General features: G+C 64.0%; 11 protein-coding genes. 10 read left to right on the top strand and 1 reads right to left on the bottom strand.

The genetic code is table 11. The features are described from left to right. Position 1: 1 nt before the first annotated feature. The 10 genes from ACW9KT_RS20275 to ACW9KT_RS20230 all read left to right on the top strand — a co-directional run bounded on the left by ACW9KT_RS20275 (position 2) and on the right by ACW9KT_RS20230 (position 12,523). On the top strand, positions 2 to 859 hold the full coding sequence (locus ACW9KT_RS20275; RefSeq protein ID WP_457083813.1) for a sugar transferase: 858 nt from the start codon (positions 2 to 4) through the stop codon (positions 857 to 859). Next, complete coding sequence (locus ACW9KT_RS20270; protein ID WP_457083811.1) at positions 859 to 1,599, top strand: TolC family protein; 741 nt, start codon at positions 859 to 861, stop codon at positions 1,597 to 1,599. The genes ACW9KT_RS20275 and ACW9KT_RS20270 overlap by 1 nt, the downstream gene beginning before the upstream one ends. Then, positions 1,596 to 3,854 (top strand): GumC family protein, encoded by a 2,259-nt coding sequence (locus ACW9KT_RS20265; protein ID WP_457083809.1) that lies wholly within the window; start codon positions 1,596 to 1,598, stop codon positions 3,852 to 3,854. The genes ACW9KT_RS20270 and ACW9KT_RS20265 overlap by 4 nt, the downstream gene beginning before the upstream one ends. Before the next feature lie 174 nt (positions 3,855 to 4,028). Beyond that, positions 4,029 to 5,468, top strand: a complete 1,440-nt coding sequence (locus ACW9KT_RS20260; protein ID WP_457083807.1) for an O-antigen ligase family protein — start codon at positions 4,029 to 4,031, stop codon at positions 5,466 to 5,468. A 2-nt stretch (positions 5,469 to 5,470) separates the two neighbouring features. Further along, positions 5,471 to 6,361 (top strand): glycosyltransferase family 2 protein, encoded by an 891-nt coding sequence (locus ACW9KT_RS20255; RefSeq protein ID WP_457083805.1) that lies wholly within the window; start codon positions 5,471 to 5,473, stop codon positions 6,359 to 6,361. Positions 6,362 to 6,403: 42 nt separating this feature from the next. Next, positions 6,404 to 7,621, top strand: a complete 1,218-nt coding sequence (locus tag ACW9KT_RS20250) for a glycosyltransferase (RefSeq protein WP_457083803.1) — start codon at positions 6,404 to 6,406, stop codon at positions 7,619 to 7,621. Between the two features lie 184 nt (positions 7,622 to 7,805). Continuing rightward, positions 7,806 to 8,990, top strand: coding sequence for a glycosyltransferase family 2 protein (locus ACW9KT_RS20245; protein WP_457083801.1), 1,185 nt, complete (start codon positions 7,806 to 7,808; stop codon positions 8,988 to 8,990). Positions 8,991 to 9,009: 19 nt separating this feature from the next. After that, positions 9,010 to 9,897 carry a beta-1,6-N-acetylglucosaminyltransferase gene (locus ACW9KT_RS20240; RefSeq protein ID WP_457083799.1) on the top strand — a complete coding sequence of 296 codons (888 nt, stop codon included), beginning with the start codon at positions 9,010 to 9,012 and terminating at the stop codon, positions 9,895 to 9,897. A 32-nt stretch (positions 9,898 to 9,929) separates the two neighbouring features. After that, a complete protein-coding gene (locus tag ACW9KT_RS20235) occupies positions 9,930 to 11,192 on the top strand; it encodes a glycosyltransferase (RefSeq protein WP_457083797.1) in 1,263 nt (420 codons plus the stop codon). Continuing rightward, complete coding sequence (locus ACW9KT_RS20230; protein ID WP_457083795.1) at positions 11,189 to 12,523, top strand: oligosaccharide flippase family protein; 1,335 nt, start codon at positions 11,189 to 11,191, stop codon at positions 12,521 to 12,523. The genes ACW9KT_RS20235 and ACW9KT_RS20230 overlap by 4 nt, the downstream gene beginning before the upstream one ends. Positions 12,524 to 12,675: 152 nt before the next feature. On the opposite strand, the gene ACW9KT_RS20225 is transcribed toward ACW9KT_RS20230, so the two are convergent. Then, positions 12,676 to 15,528, bottom strand: coding sequence for a T9SS type A sorting domain-containing protein (locus ACW9KT_RS20225; protein ID WP_457083793.1), 2,853 nt, complete (start codon positions 15,526 to 15,528; stop codon positions 12,676 to 12,678). Between the last annotated feature and the right edge of the window lie 192 nt (positions 15,529 to 15,720).

The following is a 15,720-nucleotide window of genomic DNA, read 5'->3' as shown; positions in this document are numbered from 1 at the left end:
CATGGAAGCCTACCTCAACCAAGCTTACCCCGCCGCCCCCGCTAGATTTAAGCTCTTACCCCGCTGGCGCTTTCTGCAGGCCCGGCCCCCGGCCCGGCCGGCCCCCACGCCCGGCATCCTGCCCCTGAACAAGCGCGTGTTCGACGTGCTGGTGGCCGCCGCCGGCCTGCTCTGCCTGCTGCCCCTGTTCGCCCTGGTGGCTTTGCTCATCAAGCTCGAGAGCCGGGGGCCGGTGTTTTACTACTCCTACCGGGTGGGCACGGGCTACCGCATCTTCCGGTTCTGGAAGTTTCGGTCCATGCGCCCCGATGCCGATAAGCAGCTGGCCGCCATCAAAAACTTAAATCAGTATCAGCGCGCCGCGCCCGCGCCTGCGGCGGTGGAAGCTGGCGCCTGTGCTTGCGGGGGGGAGTGCCGCGCCCAGCTCATCGATAAGCACGGGCAGCGGGTGTGCGAGCAGCACTACCGCCTGCGCCGCCGGGCGGGCAGTGAGTCCACCTTCGTGAAAATCGCCAACGACCCGCGCGTAACCCGCCTGGGGGCCCTGCTGCGCAACACCAGCCTCGACGAGCTGCCCCAGCTCTTCAACGTGCTGCGCGGGGACATGTCCATCGTGGGCAACCGCCCCCTGCCCCTCTACGAGGCGGAAAAGCTCACCACCGACCAGTTTGCGGCCCGCTTCAGCGCCCCGGCCGGCATCACCGGCCTCTGGCAGGTCAGCAAGCGCGGCAAGGGTAAGATGTCGGAGGAGGAGCGCATCGCCCTCGACGTGGAGTACGCCCGCACCTACTCTTTGCGCCAGGACCTGAGCATACTGCTGCGGACGGTGCCGGCCCTCATCCAACAGGAAAACGTCTGATGAAAAAATACCTGCTAGTGCTCGGCCTAACCCTGGGGGGCCTTTCCACGGTGCGGGGGCAAAGCGCCCCGGCCCCCCTGGACTTCTTCGGGGCGCCCGAGCTGGTGCTGCCCCGGCTCTACGAGGCGGCCATCACCCACTCGGCCGAGGTGGCCCAGCGCGAGGCCGTGCGGGCCATTGCCAGCCAGGACCTGAAGATGACCCGCAAAAAGCCCTTGAGCATGCTGGCCTTCACCTCCTCCTACAACTACGGCACCCTGCCCTTCTTTGCCACCGTGGACGGCACGCCCCAGCGCTCCCAGTTCAACCCCTTCGCCCAGGGCGCCCGGGCCCAGTACTCCCTGGGCGTAAACCTGGTGGCCCCCCTGGATGTGCTGGTCAACCGCCGCGGTCAGGTCCACCGCCAGGAGCTGGTGGTGGACCAGGCCGCGGCCGAGCGCCGCCAGGTGGAAAGCGAGGTGCGGGCGCAGGTTATCCTCCACTACCAGCAGCTCATGCTGGCCCGCACCACCCTGCAGCACTACCAGGACGCGCTGCAGTCGGCCAGCGTGAGCCGCAAAATCGCGGATCGGCGCTTCAAGGAGGGCGAGATTCAAGTCGACGAGCAGATGGCGGCCATGGACTTCTACGGCAAGGCCCTGCTGGCCCAGGAGGAAGCCAAGAATAAGTACCAGACGGCCCAGCTGCTGCTGGAAGATCTGATCGGCATGCCCATCACCACCTTAATGGCCCAGCGATGAGTGCCCGCGACTTTCTCCGGCGCCTGCGGCGGCACTGGCTGCTGCTGCTGCTCATCCCGCTCACCACGGCCGGGTCCATCTACGTCTTTACCCGCTTCCAAGCCAAGAAGTACACCTCCGACACGGTGATCTACACCGGCATTGCCTCGGGCTACAAGATCGAGGGCGGCAACAACGACAGCGGGGGCGGGTGGAACGCCACGGCCACGGCCTTCGACAACCTGCTCACCCTCATCAACTCCCGCGACACTCGCCAGGAGGTGTGCCTGCGCCTGCTGGCCTGGCGCCTGATGACCGACGCCGGCGCGGGTGGAAAAGCACTCGCTTCGGAGCCGCAAGCCGGAGTATTGCATAAGCTAATAAGCCGCCTGCAGGGGAAGAAGCCGGCCGATAAGGAGTCGCCTTACCAGCGCCTGCTCTCCCCCCAGCTCAAGCAGCGTTTGACGGGCCCCACCCAGGCCGAAACCACGCGGCGGGTGCTGGCCTTTTACCAGACTACGCCCGCCAACCCCCTCTACCGGCTGATTCACTCCAAGGACCCCGAGTTTTCGGAGGAGGCCTTGTGGCGCATCGATGCCACCCGGGTAAAGGACAGCGACCTGGTGCGCATTGAGTACAGCGCCGCCGACCCCACGGTATGCCAGAAAACCCTGGAGCTGCTCACCCAGGTGTTTATCCGCAAGCACCGGGAATTGTTTACGGGCCAGAATGAGTCGGTGGTCGGCTACTTCGACCAGGCCACGCAGAAAGCCTACCAGCGCCTGCAGGCGGCCGAGCAGCGCCTGCTGGCCTTCCACCAGCAGCACAACATCGTGGACTACGACAAGCAGATCGTAGCTTCCACGGAAGACCGGCAGCTGTCATTGGACAAGTACAACGACCTGCAAATGCAGTACGCGGGGGCCGTTTCTTCGCTGAAGTCGGTGGAAAACAGCTTGAGCAAGCGGGGGGTGTCCAACCTGAAAAGCCAGGAGATCATTCGCCTGCGCAACCGCCTTTCGGACCTGAACGGACAAATTGCGGAGGTGGAGCTGCTCCACCAGGCTCAGCCCAGCCCGGCCGCCAGCGCCCGCCTGGCCAGCTTAAAGCAGGAGGCCGCCCAGCTCTCCGACAAAATAGGGGAGACGGTTAACAGCTACTACAGCAGCACCCAGGCCACCCAGGGCGTGACGGCCAAGGACTTGGTGGCCGACTACAGCAAAAACACATTGCTCGTGGCCGACCTGCGCAGCCAGCTTGGGCTGATGCGCCAGCAGAAGGAAGCCTCGGCCAGCCACTACAACCAGCTCGTGCCCCTGGGGGCCGAAATCCGCAAGCTCCGCCGCGAGGTAGAGGTAGCCGAGAAGGAGTACCTCTCCCAGATGGAGGGCACCAAGCAAAGCAAGCTCTCCCAGCAAAACGGCGTGCTGGCCTCCCAGCTGCGGGTCATTGATCCGCCCTACTTTCCCCTGGACGCCAACAGCTCTAAAACCCTACTGCTCATGGTGGGGGGCTTTTTGGGCGCCTTCCTGCTGCTGAGCGGGGGGCTGGCCACGGCCGGCCTGCTCGACAATTCCCTCCAGCAGCCCACCGTGGCTTCCCGGACCACGAAGTTTCCCGTGGCGGGCATCCTGGCCAAAACCGACAACTTGACGGAGCCGCAGCGCCTGAACGCCCAGCGCGCCGCCGACCACTTGGGCCGCCAGCTCCTGCTCAAGTTTCAGCAGCAGGCCCGACCCGACAAGCCCTACGTGATTGGGGTGCTCAGCAGCCAGAGCGGGGAGGGTAAGACGGCCGTGTGCGCCAGCCTGGCCGCCAGCCTGCGGGCCATGCGCCTCAAGACCCTGACTTTGTTTCCCGACACCCACTACCAGCTCCCGGCCGACCAGAACGGAAGTCGGTTTTACTCGCCCCTGCTGGGGTTGGCCCCCGGCGCCACGGTAGCCGACTTCACCGGCAAGGCCACCACTCCGGACACGGTGGTCATCATCGAGTTTCCGGCTTTGCTGGAGTCGGCTTATCCGGCTTCCCTGCTCCAGGACCTGGATTTGATTCTGGTGGCCGTGCGCGCCGACCGGGCCTGGCACCAGGCCGACCGCACCATCTTCGACAACATCAAGCGCATCGCCCGCTCGCCCATTGAGCTGGTGCTCAACGGGGTGCTGCCCGACTACGTGACCGACTTCATCGGCAAGCAGGCCCGGCCCCTGGGGGCTTACCCGCACCCCGCCCTGCCCGCTCACCCCGAGCAGGCCCTGCTGCATGCTTCTTCCTAAACTTCCTAAAAAGCCCCCCAGTGCTCTTCAACTAAGGGGCGCTACCTAGCCTACCACTCAACCCCCTTCACCCTTCGCTTACCCCAGCCTTCGCTGGCCGGTCCGGCTCCTCCTTGCCTAGATTCTTCGCTAAGTCAGAAGCCACCCCAATTCTTTTATGCCTGCCATCTTCCCGTGAATCAGCTTCTTACCTTCTCCAGCCCGCCCCTGAAAAAGCTGCTCTGGCCCCTCGGCCTGGGGCTGGCCATCGTGGTGGGGTGGCTGACGGCGCGGGCGGGGCTGGTGGTGCCCGGCCTGCTGGTAACCCTGGCTTTGGCCGGGCCCTTTGGGCTGGCTTTGTTCCGGCAACCCCGCCTGGGCGTCATTGCCCTGATATGCTACTGCTTTCTGCTCTTTATTCCGGTGCGGGAAGTGGGCGGCGTGCCCTACGGCATGGCCGTGGATGGCCTGCTGGTGCTAACCTGGGTGGCCGTGGCCTTCAACAAAGAGCGATTCAACTGGCTGCGGCTGCGCACTGATCTAATGCTGGTGACTCTGCTCTGGCTGGGGTTCAACTTCTTGGAGCTGGGCAACCCGGCCGGGGCCAGCATAGCGGGCTGGTTTCAGGAAATGCGCAGCACGGCCCTCTACTGGGCCCTGAGCGTGCCCCTGGCTTTGCTGTTGTTCAACCAGCGCCAGGACCTGAACCTGTTTCTCTACCTGATTATTGGCCTGTCGGTGCTGGGCACGCTCAACGGTATCAAGCAGGAGGTGATTGGCTTATCGGCGGGGGAGCAGGCTTTTCTCTACGAAAACGCCAAAACTCACCTGCTCTGGGGCCGCCTGCGCGTGTTTTCCTTTTACAGCGACGCGGGCCAGTTTGGGGCGGCCCAGGCCCATCTGGCCGTGGTAGCCTTGGTGTTGGCGCTCGGTCCTTACGCGAAGTGGAAGCGCCTGCTGCTGGGCATAGCGGCCGGGTTCCTGATTATCGGCATGCTGATTTCGGGTACCCGGGGGGCTTTATTTTCCCTGGGCGTGGGCCTGGGGGTGGCTTTGCTGGTGAGTAAGAATATCAAGGCGCTCGTGCTGGGCGGGCTGCTGGTGCTAGGCGGCTTTGGGGTGCTCAAATACACCACCATCGGTAACACCAACTACAGCATCTACCGCATGCGCACGGCCCTCGACCCCCAGGATGCTTCCCTGAACGTGCGCCTGCAAAACCAGCTCGTGCTGCGCGACTACCTCAGTAGCCGGCCCTTCGGGGGGGGCGTGGGCTCCATCGGCAACACCGGCACCAAGTACAACGCCGGCAGCACCCTGGCCGCCATTCCGCCCGACAGCTACTGGGTGAAGGTGTGGGCCATGTACGGCATCATCGGCTTTATCCTGTGGCTGGGCATTCAGCTCTACCTGCTGGGCAAGTGCTGCGGTATCGTGTGGAAAATCCGGGATAAGCACCTGAAAGTAAAGCTGCTGGCGCTCACGGCGGGCTTCGCCGGCAGCCTGTTTTCCAGCTACGGCAACGAGGTCATCAACTTCATGCCCTCCGCCCTGATCGTCTACCTCACTTGGGCTTTCGTGTTGGCCGGCCCCCGGCTCGACACGCCCCGCCCGGCAAATTCCCCCCAACTCTAGCTATGGCTACTCCCTTGGTTTCTATCATTTCCATCAACTACAACCAGGCCGCCGTGACCTGTGCGCTGCTCTCTTCCCTGCGAGCGCTCACTTACCCGCGCGTGGAGATTATCGTGGTGGACAACGCCTCGCCCACCGAAGATCCGGGCCTCATTGCCGAGCAGTACCCGGAAGTACTGCTGATTCGCTCAGCCCAGAATCTGGGGTTTGCGGGGGGCAATAATTTGGGCATCGCCCAGGCGAAAGGCGACTACCTGCTATTTCTCAACAACGACACGGAAGTGGACCCGGGCTTTTTAGAGCCCCTGGTGCGCTTATTTGAGGAAGATAGCCGGGTGGGCATTGCCTCGCCTAAGATTCTGTTTTACGGCACCGACGACGTCATTCAGTACGCCGGCTCGCGGGGCGTCAACACCTGGACCGGGCGTAGCGTGACGGTAGGCCAGTACGAGCCCGACCAGGGCCAGCACAACCACTCCGGCCCCACCCAACTCGCCGACGGCGCCGCCATGATGGTGCCGCGCCGGGTGGTGGACGCCGTGGGGCAAATGCCGGAAATGTACTTTCTCTACTACGAGGAGCTGGACTGGTGCGAGATGATCAAGCGCGCGGGCTACACCTGCCATTACGTGGCCGAGTCCCGGGTCTACCACAAGGAGTCCATGTCGGTGGGCAAGGCCTCGGTGCTCAAGACCTACTACATGAACCGCAACCGCCTGCTCTTTATCCGGCGCAACTGCAACGGCTGGGCCCGCCTGACCAGCATGGTCGTGTTTCTGGCCGCGGCCCTGCCCAAAAAAGCCGTGCAGTTCTCCCGCCACCGCGAGTGGGACCACCTGCGCGCCCTGGGCCGGGGGCTGCGCTGGCATATGCAGTACTCCCCTTACAGCTAGCCGGTTGGTGAGAGTGAATAACACATTGATAAGCAAAAATCTATGACCGTCATCTATACTATTGCCAACGGCCTGCTCTACGCCGTCGGCGCCTTTCTGCTGCTCAACTGTTTGTACTTGCTGTTCTTCGCCCTGGCGGGCCACCGCCGGGTACGTCTGCCATTCTTGGCGCCTGCCGCTCAGGCTGGGGGGCAATTGCGGCGCATGTGCGTGCTCATTCCGGCCTACCGTGCCGACGCCGTGATTGTGGAAACCGCCCAGGCGGCCCTGGCCCACGCCTACGCCGGCACGCGCGAGGTGGTAGTAGTGGCCGACGGCCTCCAGGCAGCTACTCTCCGGGCGCTGAAGCGCCTAGGCGCCACCGTTATTCCGGTGCAGTTTGAGCGCAGCACCAAGGGCAAGGCTCTGCTGCACGCCCTAACCCAGCTGCCTGCCGACCAGTACGACGTTGCCGTGGTCCTGGATGCTGACAATCTCATGGGGCCGGGCTGCCTGACCAGCCTCAACGCGGCCTTGGGGGCCGGCTACCAAGTCGTGCAAGCCCACCGGACGGCCAAAAACCAGAACACGGCCTTTGCCCTGCTCGACGCCTGCAACGAGGAAATCAACAACCACATCTACCGTAAAGGGCCCTTCGCGGTAGGTTTGTCCTCGGCCCTTATCGGCTCGGGCATGGCCTTCGACTTTGCTTACCTGGGGCGCCTGCTCAGCGGCATCGGCGAGACCGTGGGTGAGGACAAGGAGCTGGACTTCCGCATTGCCCGCGACCAGCAGAAAATCTGCTACCTGGACTCGGTCTACGTCTACGACGAGAAGATTGAGAATGCCCAGGTCTTCACCCAGCAGCGCACGCGCTGGCTGGCCTCCCAGCTGGAGTTTCTCAAAAAGTACAGTGGGGAAGGGGTGCGCCTTCTACTCCGGGAAGGCAACGGGGAGTTTTTCAATAAGGTCGTCCAGACTTTTCTGGTGCCGCGCACCTTGCTTATTGGCGTGCTGGGAGTGTTTTTCCTTTTTTCCCTGGTGCTGCCGGTGGGCCCGCCCGTCCTGTTTTGGGCCGCTTTGCTGGCCCTGCTGGCCTTTACGCTGCTGGTGTCCTTGCCGGCCCGTTTGTATAACCAGCAGCTTCTGCACGCCGTCCTGCGCCTGCCCTACGCCATAGTCTGCATGGTGCTGGCTTTATTCCGCATCAACCGCACCAAGACGGCCTTTCTGGCGACTCCGCACAAAATGCACGAGGCCCCCATTCACCTGCCCAAATAGCCCCCGCGCGATGCCGTTTGAAATCATTGCCCTGCCGGCCCTGGCTTGCCTGCTCTGGGGCGTTATCCGGGGCCTGCAAGCCCACCCCGCGCCTGAACCAGAAGACGAATCCGATTTATTCTAACCAACCTAATCAGTCAGGCTACGCCCTGGCGGATGGAGTGCTCATCGAAACAAGCTTATCATGACTGTGCTAGAATTTCTGTGCTGGGCGGCCTTAGCGGTACTGGCGTATACTTACCTGGGCTACGCTGTGCTAGCCGGCCTGTGGGCCCGCGCGCTGGGGCCGCGCGCCGCCTTACCGGGCTTCGAGCCCGACGTTACCTTGGTCGTGCCCGCCTATAACGAGGCGATTATTCTGGCCGCCAAGATTGCCAACTGCCAGGCCCTGGATTACCCCGCCGACAAGCTCCGCCTGCTCTTCATCACCGACGGCTCCACCGACCACTCCGCCCAAATTCTGGCCCGCTACCCCGGCATCTGGCACCTGCACTCCCCCGTAAGGGCCGGCAAATCGGTGGCCGAAAACCGGGCCATGGAGCACGTCACCACGCCCTACGTCGTGTTTACGGACTGCAACACCAACTTGAACCCCAGCGCCATCCGTGAGCTGGTCAAGCACTACCAGGACCCAATGGTGGGGGGCGTTTCGGGAGAGAAAAAAATCAACCCACTTGCCTCCGCGTCCGGGGCCGGCGAGGGCCTGTACTGGCGCTACGAATCCTTTCTTAAGCGCTGCGACTCGCGCATCTACAGCCTGATGGGCGCGGCCGGGGAGCTGGTCTCCTTCCGCACCGACCTCGTGCAGCCCCTCGAGGCCGACACCGTGCTCGACGACTTTGTGCAGTCTTTGCGCATTGTGCAGCGGGGCTACCGGGTGGAGTACGAGCCCCGGGCCTACGCCACCGAGGACCCCTCGACCTCCCTGGCGGAGGAGTGGAAGCGCAAGGTCCGCATCTGCGCGGGGGGCTGGCAATCTATGGTGCGCCTGCGGGCTTTGCTCGTGCCGCGCCGGCCGCTGGTAACGTTTCTCTACGTCTCCCACCGGGTGCTGCGCTGGAGCTTGGCCCCGCTGGCCCTGGCGCTGCTGCTGCCGCTGTGCGCGGTGCTGGCCGCCCAGCAGGGCGGAATCTATGCCCTGCTGCTGGCGGGGCAGGGGCTGTTCTACGCGGCAGCGGGGCTGGGCTGGCAGGCCGCGCGGGCGGGCCGCAGCCCGAAAGGGCTAGTGGTGGCCTTGTATTTCTGCATGATGAACGCGGCGGCGTTTGCCGGCTTCTGGCGCTTTCTGCGCAAGGCCCAGCCCGCGGCCTGGGAAAAAGCGACCCGGCAGCCGGTGGGCGTGCCGGCCCTGCCCAAAACTGCTTTATAAGCTATAAAAACAAGAAGTTATGCGTATCGCCCACCTGATTTTAGCGCACAAAAACCCCGCGCAGGTTCAGCGCCTGCTCGCGGCCCTAGCCCACGAGGAGGCAGACTGCTACCTGCACCTGGATCAGAAGTCAGACCAGCGCGCCTTTGCCCACTTAACCCAGCAGCCCCACGTTTATTTTGCCCCCCGCCGCTTCCAGGTGGATTGGGGCTCCTACCGCCTCACCCGGGCCATCGTGGAGTGCACCCGCGATATCCTGGCCACGGGCATGCCCTATGACTTTATCAATCTGATTAGTGGGCAGGATTACCCTTTACTGCCCGCCGCTGCTATTCACCGTCTGCTCGCCTCGCACCGGGGGAAATCCTTTATGGCGTTCGAGCCCCAGGAGCCGGGCTCGGCCTGGTGGCAACACGCCATCGTCCGCGTGGAGCGCTACCACACCACCTACTTCAAGTTTCGGGGGCAGTACCGGCTGCAGGCGGTGCTGAATGCCGTGCTGCCCAAACGCCGCTTTCCTCTGCCCTACACCCTCTACGGCAAACCCGACGGGGGCTGGTGGACGATGAGCCGGGAGTGCGCCGCTTACCTAGTGCAGTTTCTGGACGACCATCCGCAGGTGCGCCGCTTCAGCCAGTTTACCTGGGGGTCGGATGAATTTTTGCTGCCTACCATTTTGCTGAATTCACCCCTTCGCGACCGCATAGTCAACGAGAACTACCGCTACACCGACTGGTCGGCGGGTGGGGCCAGCCCCAAAACGCTGACCGAGGCGGATTTCTCCCGGCTGGCGGATTCGCCCAAGCTTTACGCCCGCAAGTTTGACCTGGACCAGGACGCGAAAATTCTCGACCGCATTGACCGCGAACTGCTGCCCAGACGCCAGCCCGCCCTCAACCTTGCCTAATATCTTCCACACTCCCTCAAGCTTCCCGCCCCATGGTACCTCTAATTCACGGCCGTGACATTGTTATTGTAGGTCAGCAGCCCTGGGACACCCCCATTGGCAGCAACTGCAAGGACATTGCCCGGGAGTTCAGCCGCCACAACCGCGTGCTCTACGTCAATGCCCCCCTGGACCGTAACACCCTGTGGCGGGGGCGCCAGTTGGCGGAAGTACAAACCCGGCAGCGAGTGGTGCGAGGGGAGGAGCAGGGCCTGCAGGCGGTGAGCGATAATCTGTGGGTGCTCAACCCCGACTGCATCCTGGAGTCCATTAACTGGCTGCCCGAGTCGGCTTTCTACCGCTTCTGCAACCAGGTCAACAACCGCCGCTTCGCGGCCGCCATCCGGCGGGGCCTCGGGGAGCTGGGCTTCCGGGACTTTATGTTGTTTAACGACAACGACATTTTCCGCAGCTTTCACTTAAAGGAGCTGCTTGCCCCCGAGGTGAGCGTGTACTACTCCCGCGACTACATGCTGGCCACCGACTACTGGCGCAAGCACGGCCAACGCCTGGAGCCCGAGCTCATCATCAAAAGCGACGTGTGCGTGGCCAACTCCAGCTACCTGGCCGACTACTGCCGGCAGTACAACCACTTCTCCTTCGACGTGGGCCAGGGCTGCGACGTGGCGCCCGCCGCCCTTGCCATGGCGGCGCGGCCCGCCGACCTCCAGGCCCTGCCCCGCCCCCTGATCGGCTACGTGGGCGCTTTGGTCAGCGCCCGCCTGGACATTGACACCCTGCTGCACATCAGCCGGCAGCGCCCGGCCTGGAGCCTGGTGCTCGTGGGCCCCGAGGACGAGGCCTTCCGCGCCAGCGAGCTGCACCAACAGCCCAACGTCCACTTTTTGGGCGCCAAAGCGCCCGCCGAGCTGCCGGCCTACATCCAGCACTTTGACGTGTGCCTGAATCCGCAAGTGCTCAACCAGCTGACCATCGGCAACTACCCGCGCAAAGTAGACGAGTACCTGGCCCAGGGCAAGCCCGTCGTAGCTACTCGCACCCAGGCCATGGGCGAGTTTGCCGCCTGCACCTACCTAGCCGACTCCGGCCAGCAGTACGTGGAGCTGATTGAGCGGGCTCTGCTGGAAGACAGCCCCGTGCGCCAAGCCCAGCGCCGGGCCCTGGCCGCCACCCACACCTGGGAAAACAGCGTGGCCAAGATCTACGCGGCCGTGCAGGCCTACTACGCCCGCCACGCCCCGCCCGCGGCGGCGCGCCCCCCCCGGGAAGCTCACCTTAGTCCCGCCCGGGCATGAGGGCGTTTTTCACCAACCGGCATTTTCTGTCCTTGACCGGCAACGGGGTCATGGCGGTATTTAGCGTGCTCACCTATAGCCTGCTCTACCGCTTTCTGGCCGCCGCCGACATGGGCAACTGGGTCTTTTTTCAGTTCTCCTTTCTGCTGCTCGACTCCTTCCGCACGGGCCTGCTGCAAACGGCCCTGATCAAGTTTTTCGCCGGCGCTGACGCGGCCCGGCAGCAGGCCGTGGCCGGCGCGGCCTGGTACCTGGGCTTGCTGGTTACGGGGGGCTTTTTAGTTCTTAACCTGCTAGCCCTTCCGCTGCTTGGGGGGCTTTCTGACGCCGGCGTGCTGGTGCTGGTGCAGTGGTTTGGGGTGGCCCTGGCCGTGACCTTGCCCTTCAACGTGGCGACCTGGATGCTGCAGGCCGAGCAGCGCTTCGACTCCATTCTTTACATTCGCCTGCTCAACCAGGGCTCCTTTATTGTCCTGGTGTTCGGGGCTTACCTGCTCGAGCGCATCAGCCTGCCGACCGTTATGGGGGCCTTCGTGCTGAGCGCCCTGCTTACCAGCGTGGTGTCCGTGGTGGCGGGGTGGGCCCGCCTGGGCGCGCTGCCGCACCGCACCGCCGCCACCGTGCGCGAGGTGTTCCACTTCGGCAAGTACAGCTTCGGCACTTACCTGTGCGCCAACCTGCTGCGCAGCTCCGATACCTTCATCATCAAGTTCATGCTGGGCCCGGCGGCCCTGGCCGTGTACAACCTGCCCATGCGCTTGCTGGAGATGCTCGAAATTCCTTTGCGCAGCGGCCTGGCCACGGCCATGCCCAGCATGTCGGCCGCCATGAACCGGCAGCGCGAGCCCGAAGTCGCCGCCATCATGGGGCGCTACATCGGCTTTTTGAGTTTGCTGTTCTTGCCCATCGCCGTGGGCGCGGGCCTGCTGGCCGACGTGCTGGTGAGCGTGGTGGGGGGCGAAAAGTACGTCACGACCGAGGCCGCCCTGATTTACCGCCTCATGCTGGGCTCGGCCCTGCTGTATCCCCTCGAGCGGTTTTTGGGCGTCACCCTCGACATCATCAACAAGCCCCACCTGAACCTGGTGAAAGTGCTGCTGGCTCTGAGCGTAAACGTGGCCGCCGACATTATCTGCATCAAGCTCACCGGCAATGTGTACGGGGCAGCCCTGGCCTCGGTATTCACCCTGCTGGTCAGCACGATATACGGCTACCTGGTGCTAGGTCGCTACCTGCCTTTGCGGTTGCAGAGTATCCTGCCCCGCGCCTTCGAGGAGGTAGTACGGCGCGGCGCGGGACTGTTTCATAAGCTGCGACCCAGCAAGTCTTAGACTGTTACCTGCGCTTAAGCCCTGGGGGCTTTTTCGTGGTAAAAAGCCCCCAGGGCTTAAGCGCAAAAAACCCGGCTAGCCATGCATTATCGTAGGCAGCCGGGTTTTCCGCTTCTTAATGCTTGAAAGCCGGCCAATGCAGCTCCCGCCGCCTAGGGCATAAAGGTGAGGCGCTGGCTTACAACCTGGCCGGGCGTCTCCAGGCGCACGAGGTAAATGCCCGCGCCCAGCTGCTGGCCGGCCAAGGTGAAGCGCCGCTGCTCCCCGGCGGCCAGGGTGCCCGCGAAAACGCGGCGCACGAGTCGGCTCTGGGCGTCGTACACGGCCAGGGTAACCGGCCCCGCCTTGGGCGAGGTGATGGCGAGCGTGGCTTGGCTGGCAAAAGGATTAGGGTACACCGTCAGCTCGGGCGGCGCCGCGGCGTCGGCGCTCTGGCCCGCCCGCTGGCGGGCGGCCCGCGCCGGGGCGGCCGTGGGCGCGCCCGCGACCACCACGAACGTGGGCGTCTCGGTCACCGTCAGCTGCAGGCGCCCGCCCGAGGTGCGCACCCGGGTCAGGCTCATGGTGGCCTGGCCCGCGCGGGGCCGGTAGATGCGGGCCGAGTCGGCGCCCACCTCCAGGGTGTAGGAGGCTGTGCGCCCCCGCTCGTCGGGCACCACCAGGGCGTAGGCGGTACTATTGCCGTGCTCGTAGCGGTCGACCAGCGGGTCCTGGCTGATGGTGGCCTTGTAGGTGTAGTCGCCCAGCAGCTGGGCGGCCTGGCGCAGAAAGTCGGCGGCGGGCTTGGGCGTTTTGTCCTGGTTCACCAGGCCCGAGGTGCTGAACTGGACCGCATCGCCCGGCTTGTCATCGTAGAGCTGGTAGAAAAATACCCGCTCCACGCCCCAGCGGGCGTACAGCAAAGCCGTGCGCAGGAGCCAGTCGGCCTGAGTTTCCAGCACCGAGCGGCTGCCGACGGCCACGGCCTTGAGCGGGCTGCCGGGGTGGGTGTCGTAGCCGGTTTCCGTAATCCAGACGGGCATGCCGCCGGCCTGCTGGTGAGCCAGGCGCACGAAGTCGCGAGCCACCTGGGCGGCCTCCGACACTTCGGGCGCGGCCCCGCGGGTGGAGTTGCCGCTTTGGGAGGAGCGGGCGTCGTTGGCGTACAAATGGTAGTTGATGATGTCCCAGCACAAGTTCACCGAGCCGTCAGGGCGCAGGCCCCGAAACTCCCGGCACCAGTCGATCATGCCCCGCACGTAGTCGGGGTTGGGCGACGCCAGCCCCCCCATGACCACCTGCACCGCGGGGTCGGCGTTTTTGACGCCCACACCTGGCCCCATGGTATTGCGGTGGCCGTCGTAGAAGGCCGAGAGGTTGGCGGCGTACTCCCGACCCGTTTGGTAGGCTTTGCGGCCCTTCCACCACTTATCCCGCTCATTCTCGCACTCAATGTACTTGATCAGCCCCAGGCCAATGCGCACCTGGTTGACGCCGTCGCCGCCCCAGCGCGTGCCGGCATTCACCCGCACCTGGGCCGGATTTAGGCTGGTGTTATAGCCGTAGCGGGCCATGAACTGGAAGCCCACCCGGGCCTGCTCTAGGTAGGATCGGGGGTCAGCAAAATCCTGCCCGTAGCGCACAGGCACATTTTCCAGGTCCCGCTCCCCCTCGGGGTAGGTGGCCAGCAGCCAGGGGGGCAAAGTTTTCAGGCAGGCCAGCACCTCCAGGCCCTCCGCCTTGCAGCGCTCATAAATGGCGTCGTAGTTCCAGCCCCCGCGGTGCGTGGGGTTGAAGGTGTAGTTGCCTTCGGTCAGCTCCAGCTTTTCCCAATCGAGGTAGTGGCGGATGCCGGTGAAGTTTTTCACCGCCGCCAGCCGGGCCTCGTCAATCTGGCTGGGTGCGTTCGGGTCCGCGAAGTCCCACTCAAAGGCATTAACTCCCAGCTGCTGGCGCAGCTTGATTTGCTTCTGCTGGGCCAGGGCGGCGGGGTCGGGTGCCGACGGAGGGGAGCCGGGGGCGTAGGAGCCGTATAGCTCTAGTTCAGTGGGGTAAGCCCAGGAGGCCGTGAGCACCAAGTAACGGATATTGGACCGGGGCGAGGGCAGGTGAAACTCCTGGGGCCGCGCCGGATTAGGCCCTACCCACTGGTTGTATTGCTCCCCCATAAACGTGGCCACCGGAATACGCTGCCAAGTATCAGTGATGACCGATAAAGTCATGGGGTCGTGGGGGTTGCTGCCGCCCCCGTCAAAAAACCGGATGCTTTCTAGGGTCATTGCCTCGCCCGGATGCAAAGGATAATACGCCTCGAAGGTGGGCAGTATTTTGCCCCAGCCCGTAGTGGCCGTCGTGGCCGTGGAGCCGTCGAAGAGAGGCGCCAGGCCGTTGCCCACGTTGTTTAGCTGGTACCAACGGGCGGCGTCGACCGGAATTTTGCTGCCGGCCGGCAAATTGCCCCCCGGCGCGGGGGTAGGCGTTGGGGTAGGAGCGGGCGCCGGCGTGGGAGGTGGGGCCGGCGAAGGGGTAGGAGTCGGAGTTTCGCCCCCCGCCTGACCAAACACCCGGATTTTAGCTGGAATATTGTTGCAGTACTTATGAATGACAATGGCCTCGGCCAGTACGCCTCCCGCCCCGGGCAAGTCAACCCACTGATTATACTGGGATCCATCGAAAGTGCCCAGTAGGGTGCGCTGGGTGCCTTGTTGGGCATAAATGGTAGCGGGTTTATCCGTAAACACGCCCTGGAAATCGAACAAGGACAGGTGGCTGAGCGTCGTGGGTTGGCTTAGCCGCAGGGTGACGTCCACGTACTGAAAGTTTGCCGGCTGCCAGCTGTCCTGCACCTTATTGTCGGGGTTGTCGTCGAGCCAAGGCGAGTAGTCCTGGCCAGTGGCGACGCTAGGGGTGGCCGAGATAATAGGCACCGGCTGCTCGCCGGTGGTTTGCCCGTAGCTAGGGCTGAGCAGCAGATAGCTTAGCGCAGCGGCCAGCCAGCCGCGCCCCAGGCGTAGATTTTTCTTCATAAAGTCTAAAGGTTGATTTGATGCCAGCAGCCTCGCGCGGGGCCGGGGCCGGGCTTAGGAAGTTTATCATGCTGAGCAGGAGGCGCAACCCAGGGGGCCAGGGGGCATTGATCCCCGACGGAAGGGCAGAGGTTGGCCGGGACAAGAACCAGCGTTGGCGGGGGTGGGACCCTTTTTTACCGCTGCCTTTTC

Source organism: Hymenobacter sp. HD11105 (assembly GCF_054051685.1).
The sequence above is the reverse complement of the archived record's forward strand: the minus strand, read 5'-3'. Positions and strand labels throughout refer to the sequence as shown.

Bases quoted from the DNA above. Each gene is read 5' to 3' on its own strand.
- ACW9KT_RS20255 (WP_457083805.1), top strand. From the start codon at position 5,471: ATGGCTACTCCCTTGGTTTCTATCATTTCCATCAACTACAACCAGGCC.
- ACW9KT_RS20275 (WP_457083813.1), top strand. From the start codon at position 2: ATGGAAGCCTACCTCAACCAAGCTTACCCCGCCGCCCCCGCTAGATTT.
- ACW9KT_RS20250 (WP_457083803.1), top strand. From the start codon at position 6,404: ATGACCGTCATCTATACTATTGCCAACGGCCTGCTCTACGCCGTCGGC.
- ACW9KT_RS20225 (WP_457083793.1), bottom strand. From the start codon at position 15,528: ATGAAGAAAAATCTACGCCTGGGGCGCGGCTGGCTGGCCGCTGCGCTA.
- ACW9KT_RS20245 (WP_457083801.1), top strand. From the start codon at position 7,806: ATGACTGTGCTAGAATTTCTGTGCTGGGCGGCCTTAGCGGTACTGGCG.
- ACW9KT_RS20240 (WP_457083799.1), top strand. From the start codon at position 9,010: ATGCGTATCGCCCACCTGATTTTAGCGCACAAAAACCCCGCGCAGGTT.
- ACW9KT_RS20235 (WP_457083797.1), top strand. From the start codon at position 9,930: ATGGTACCTCTAATTCACGGCCGTGACATTGTTATTGTAGGTCAGCAG.
- ACW9KT_RS20265 (WP_457083809.1), top strand. From the start codon at position 1,596: ATGAGTGCCCGCGACTTTCTCCGGCGCCTGCGGCGGCACTGGCTGCTG.
- ACW9KT_RS20270 (WP_457083811.1), top strand. From the start codon at position 859: ATGAAAAAATACCTGCTAGTGCTCGGCCTAACCCTGGGGGGCCTTTCC.
- ACW9KT_RS20230 (WP_457083795.1), top strand. From the start codon at position 11,189: ATGAGGGCGTTTTTCACCAACCGGCATTTTCTGTCCTTGACCGGCAAC.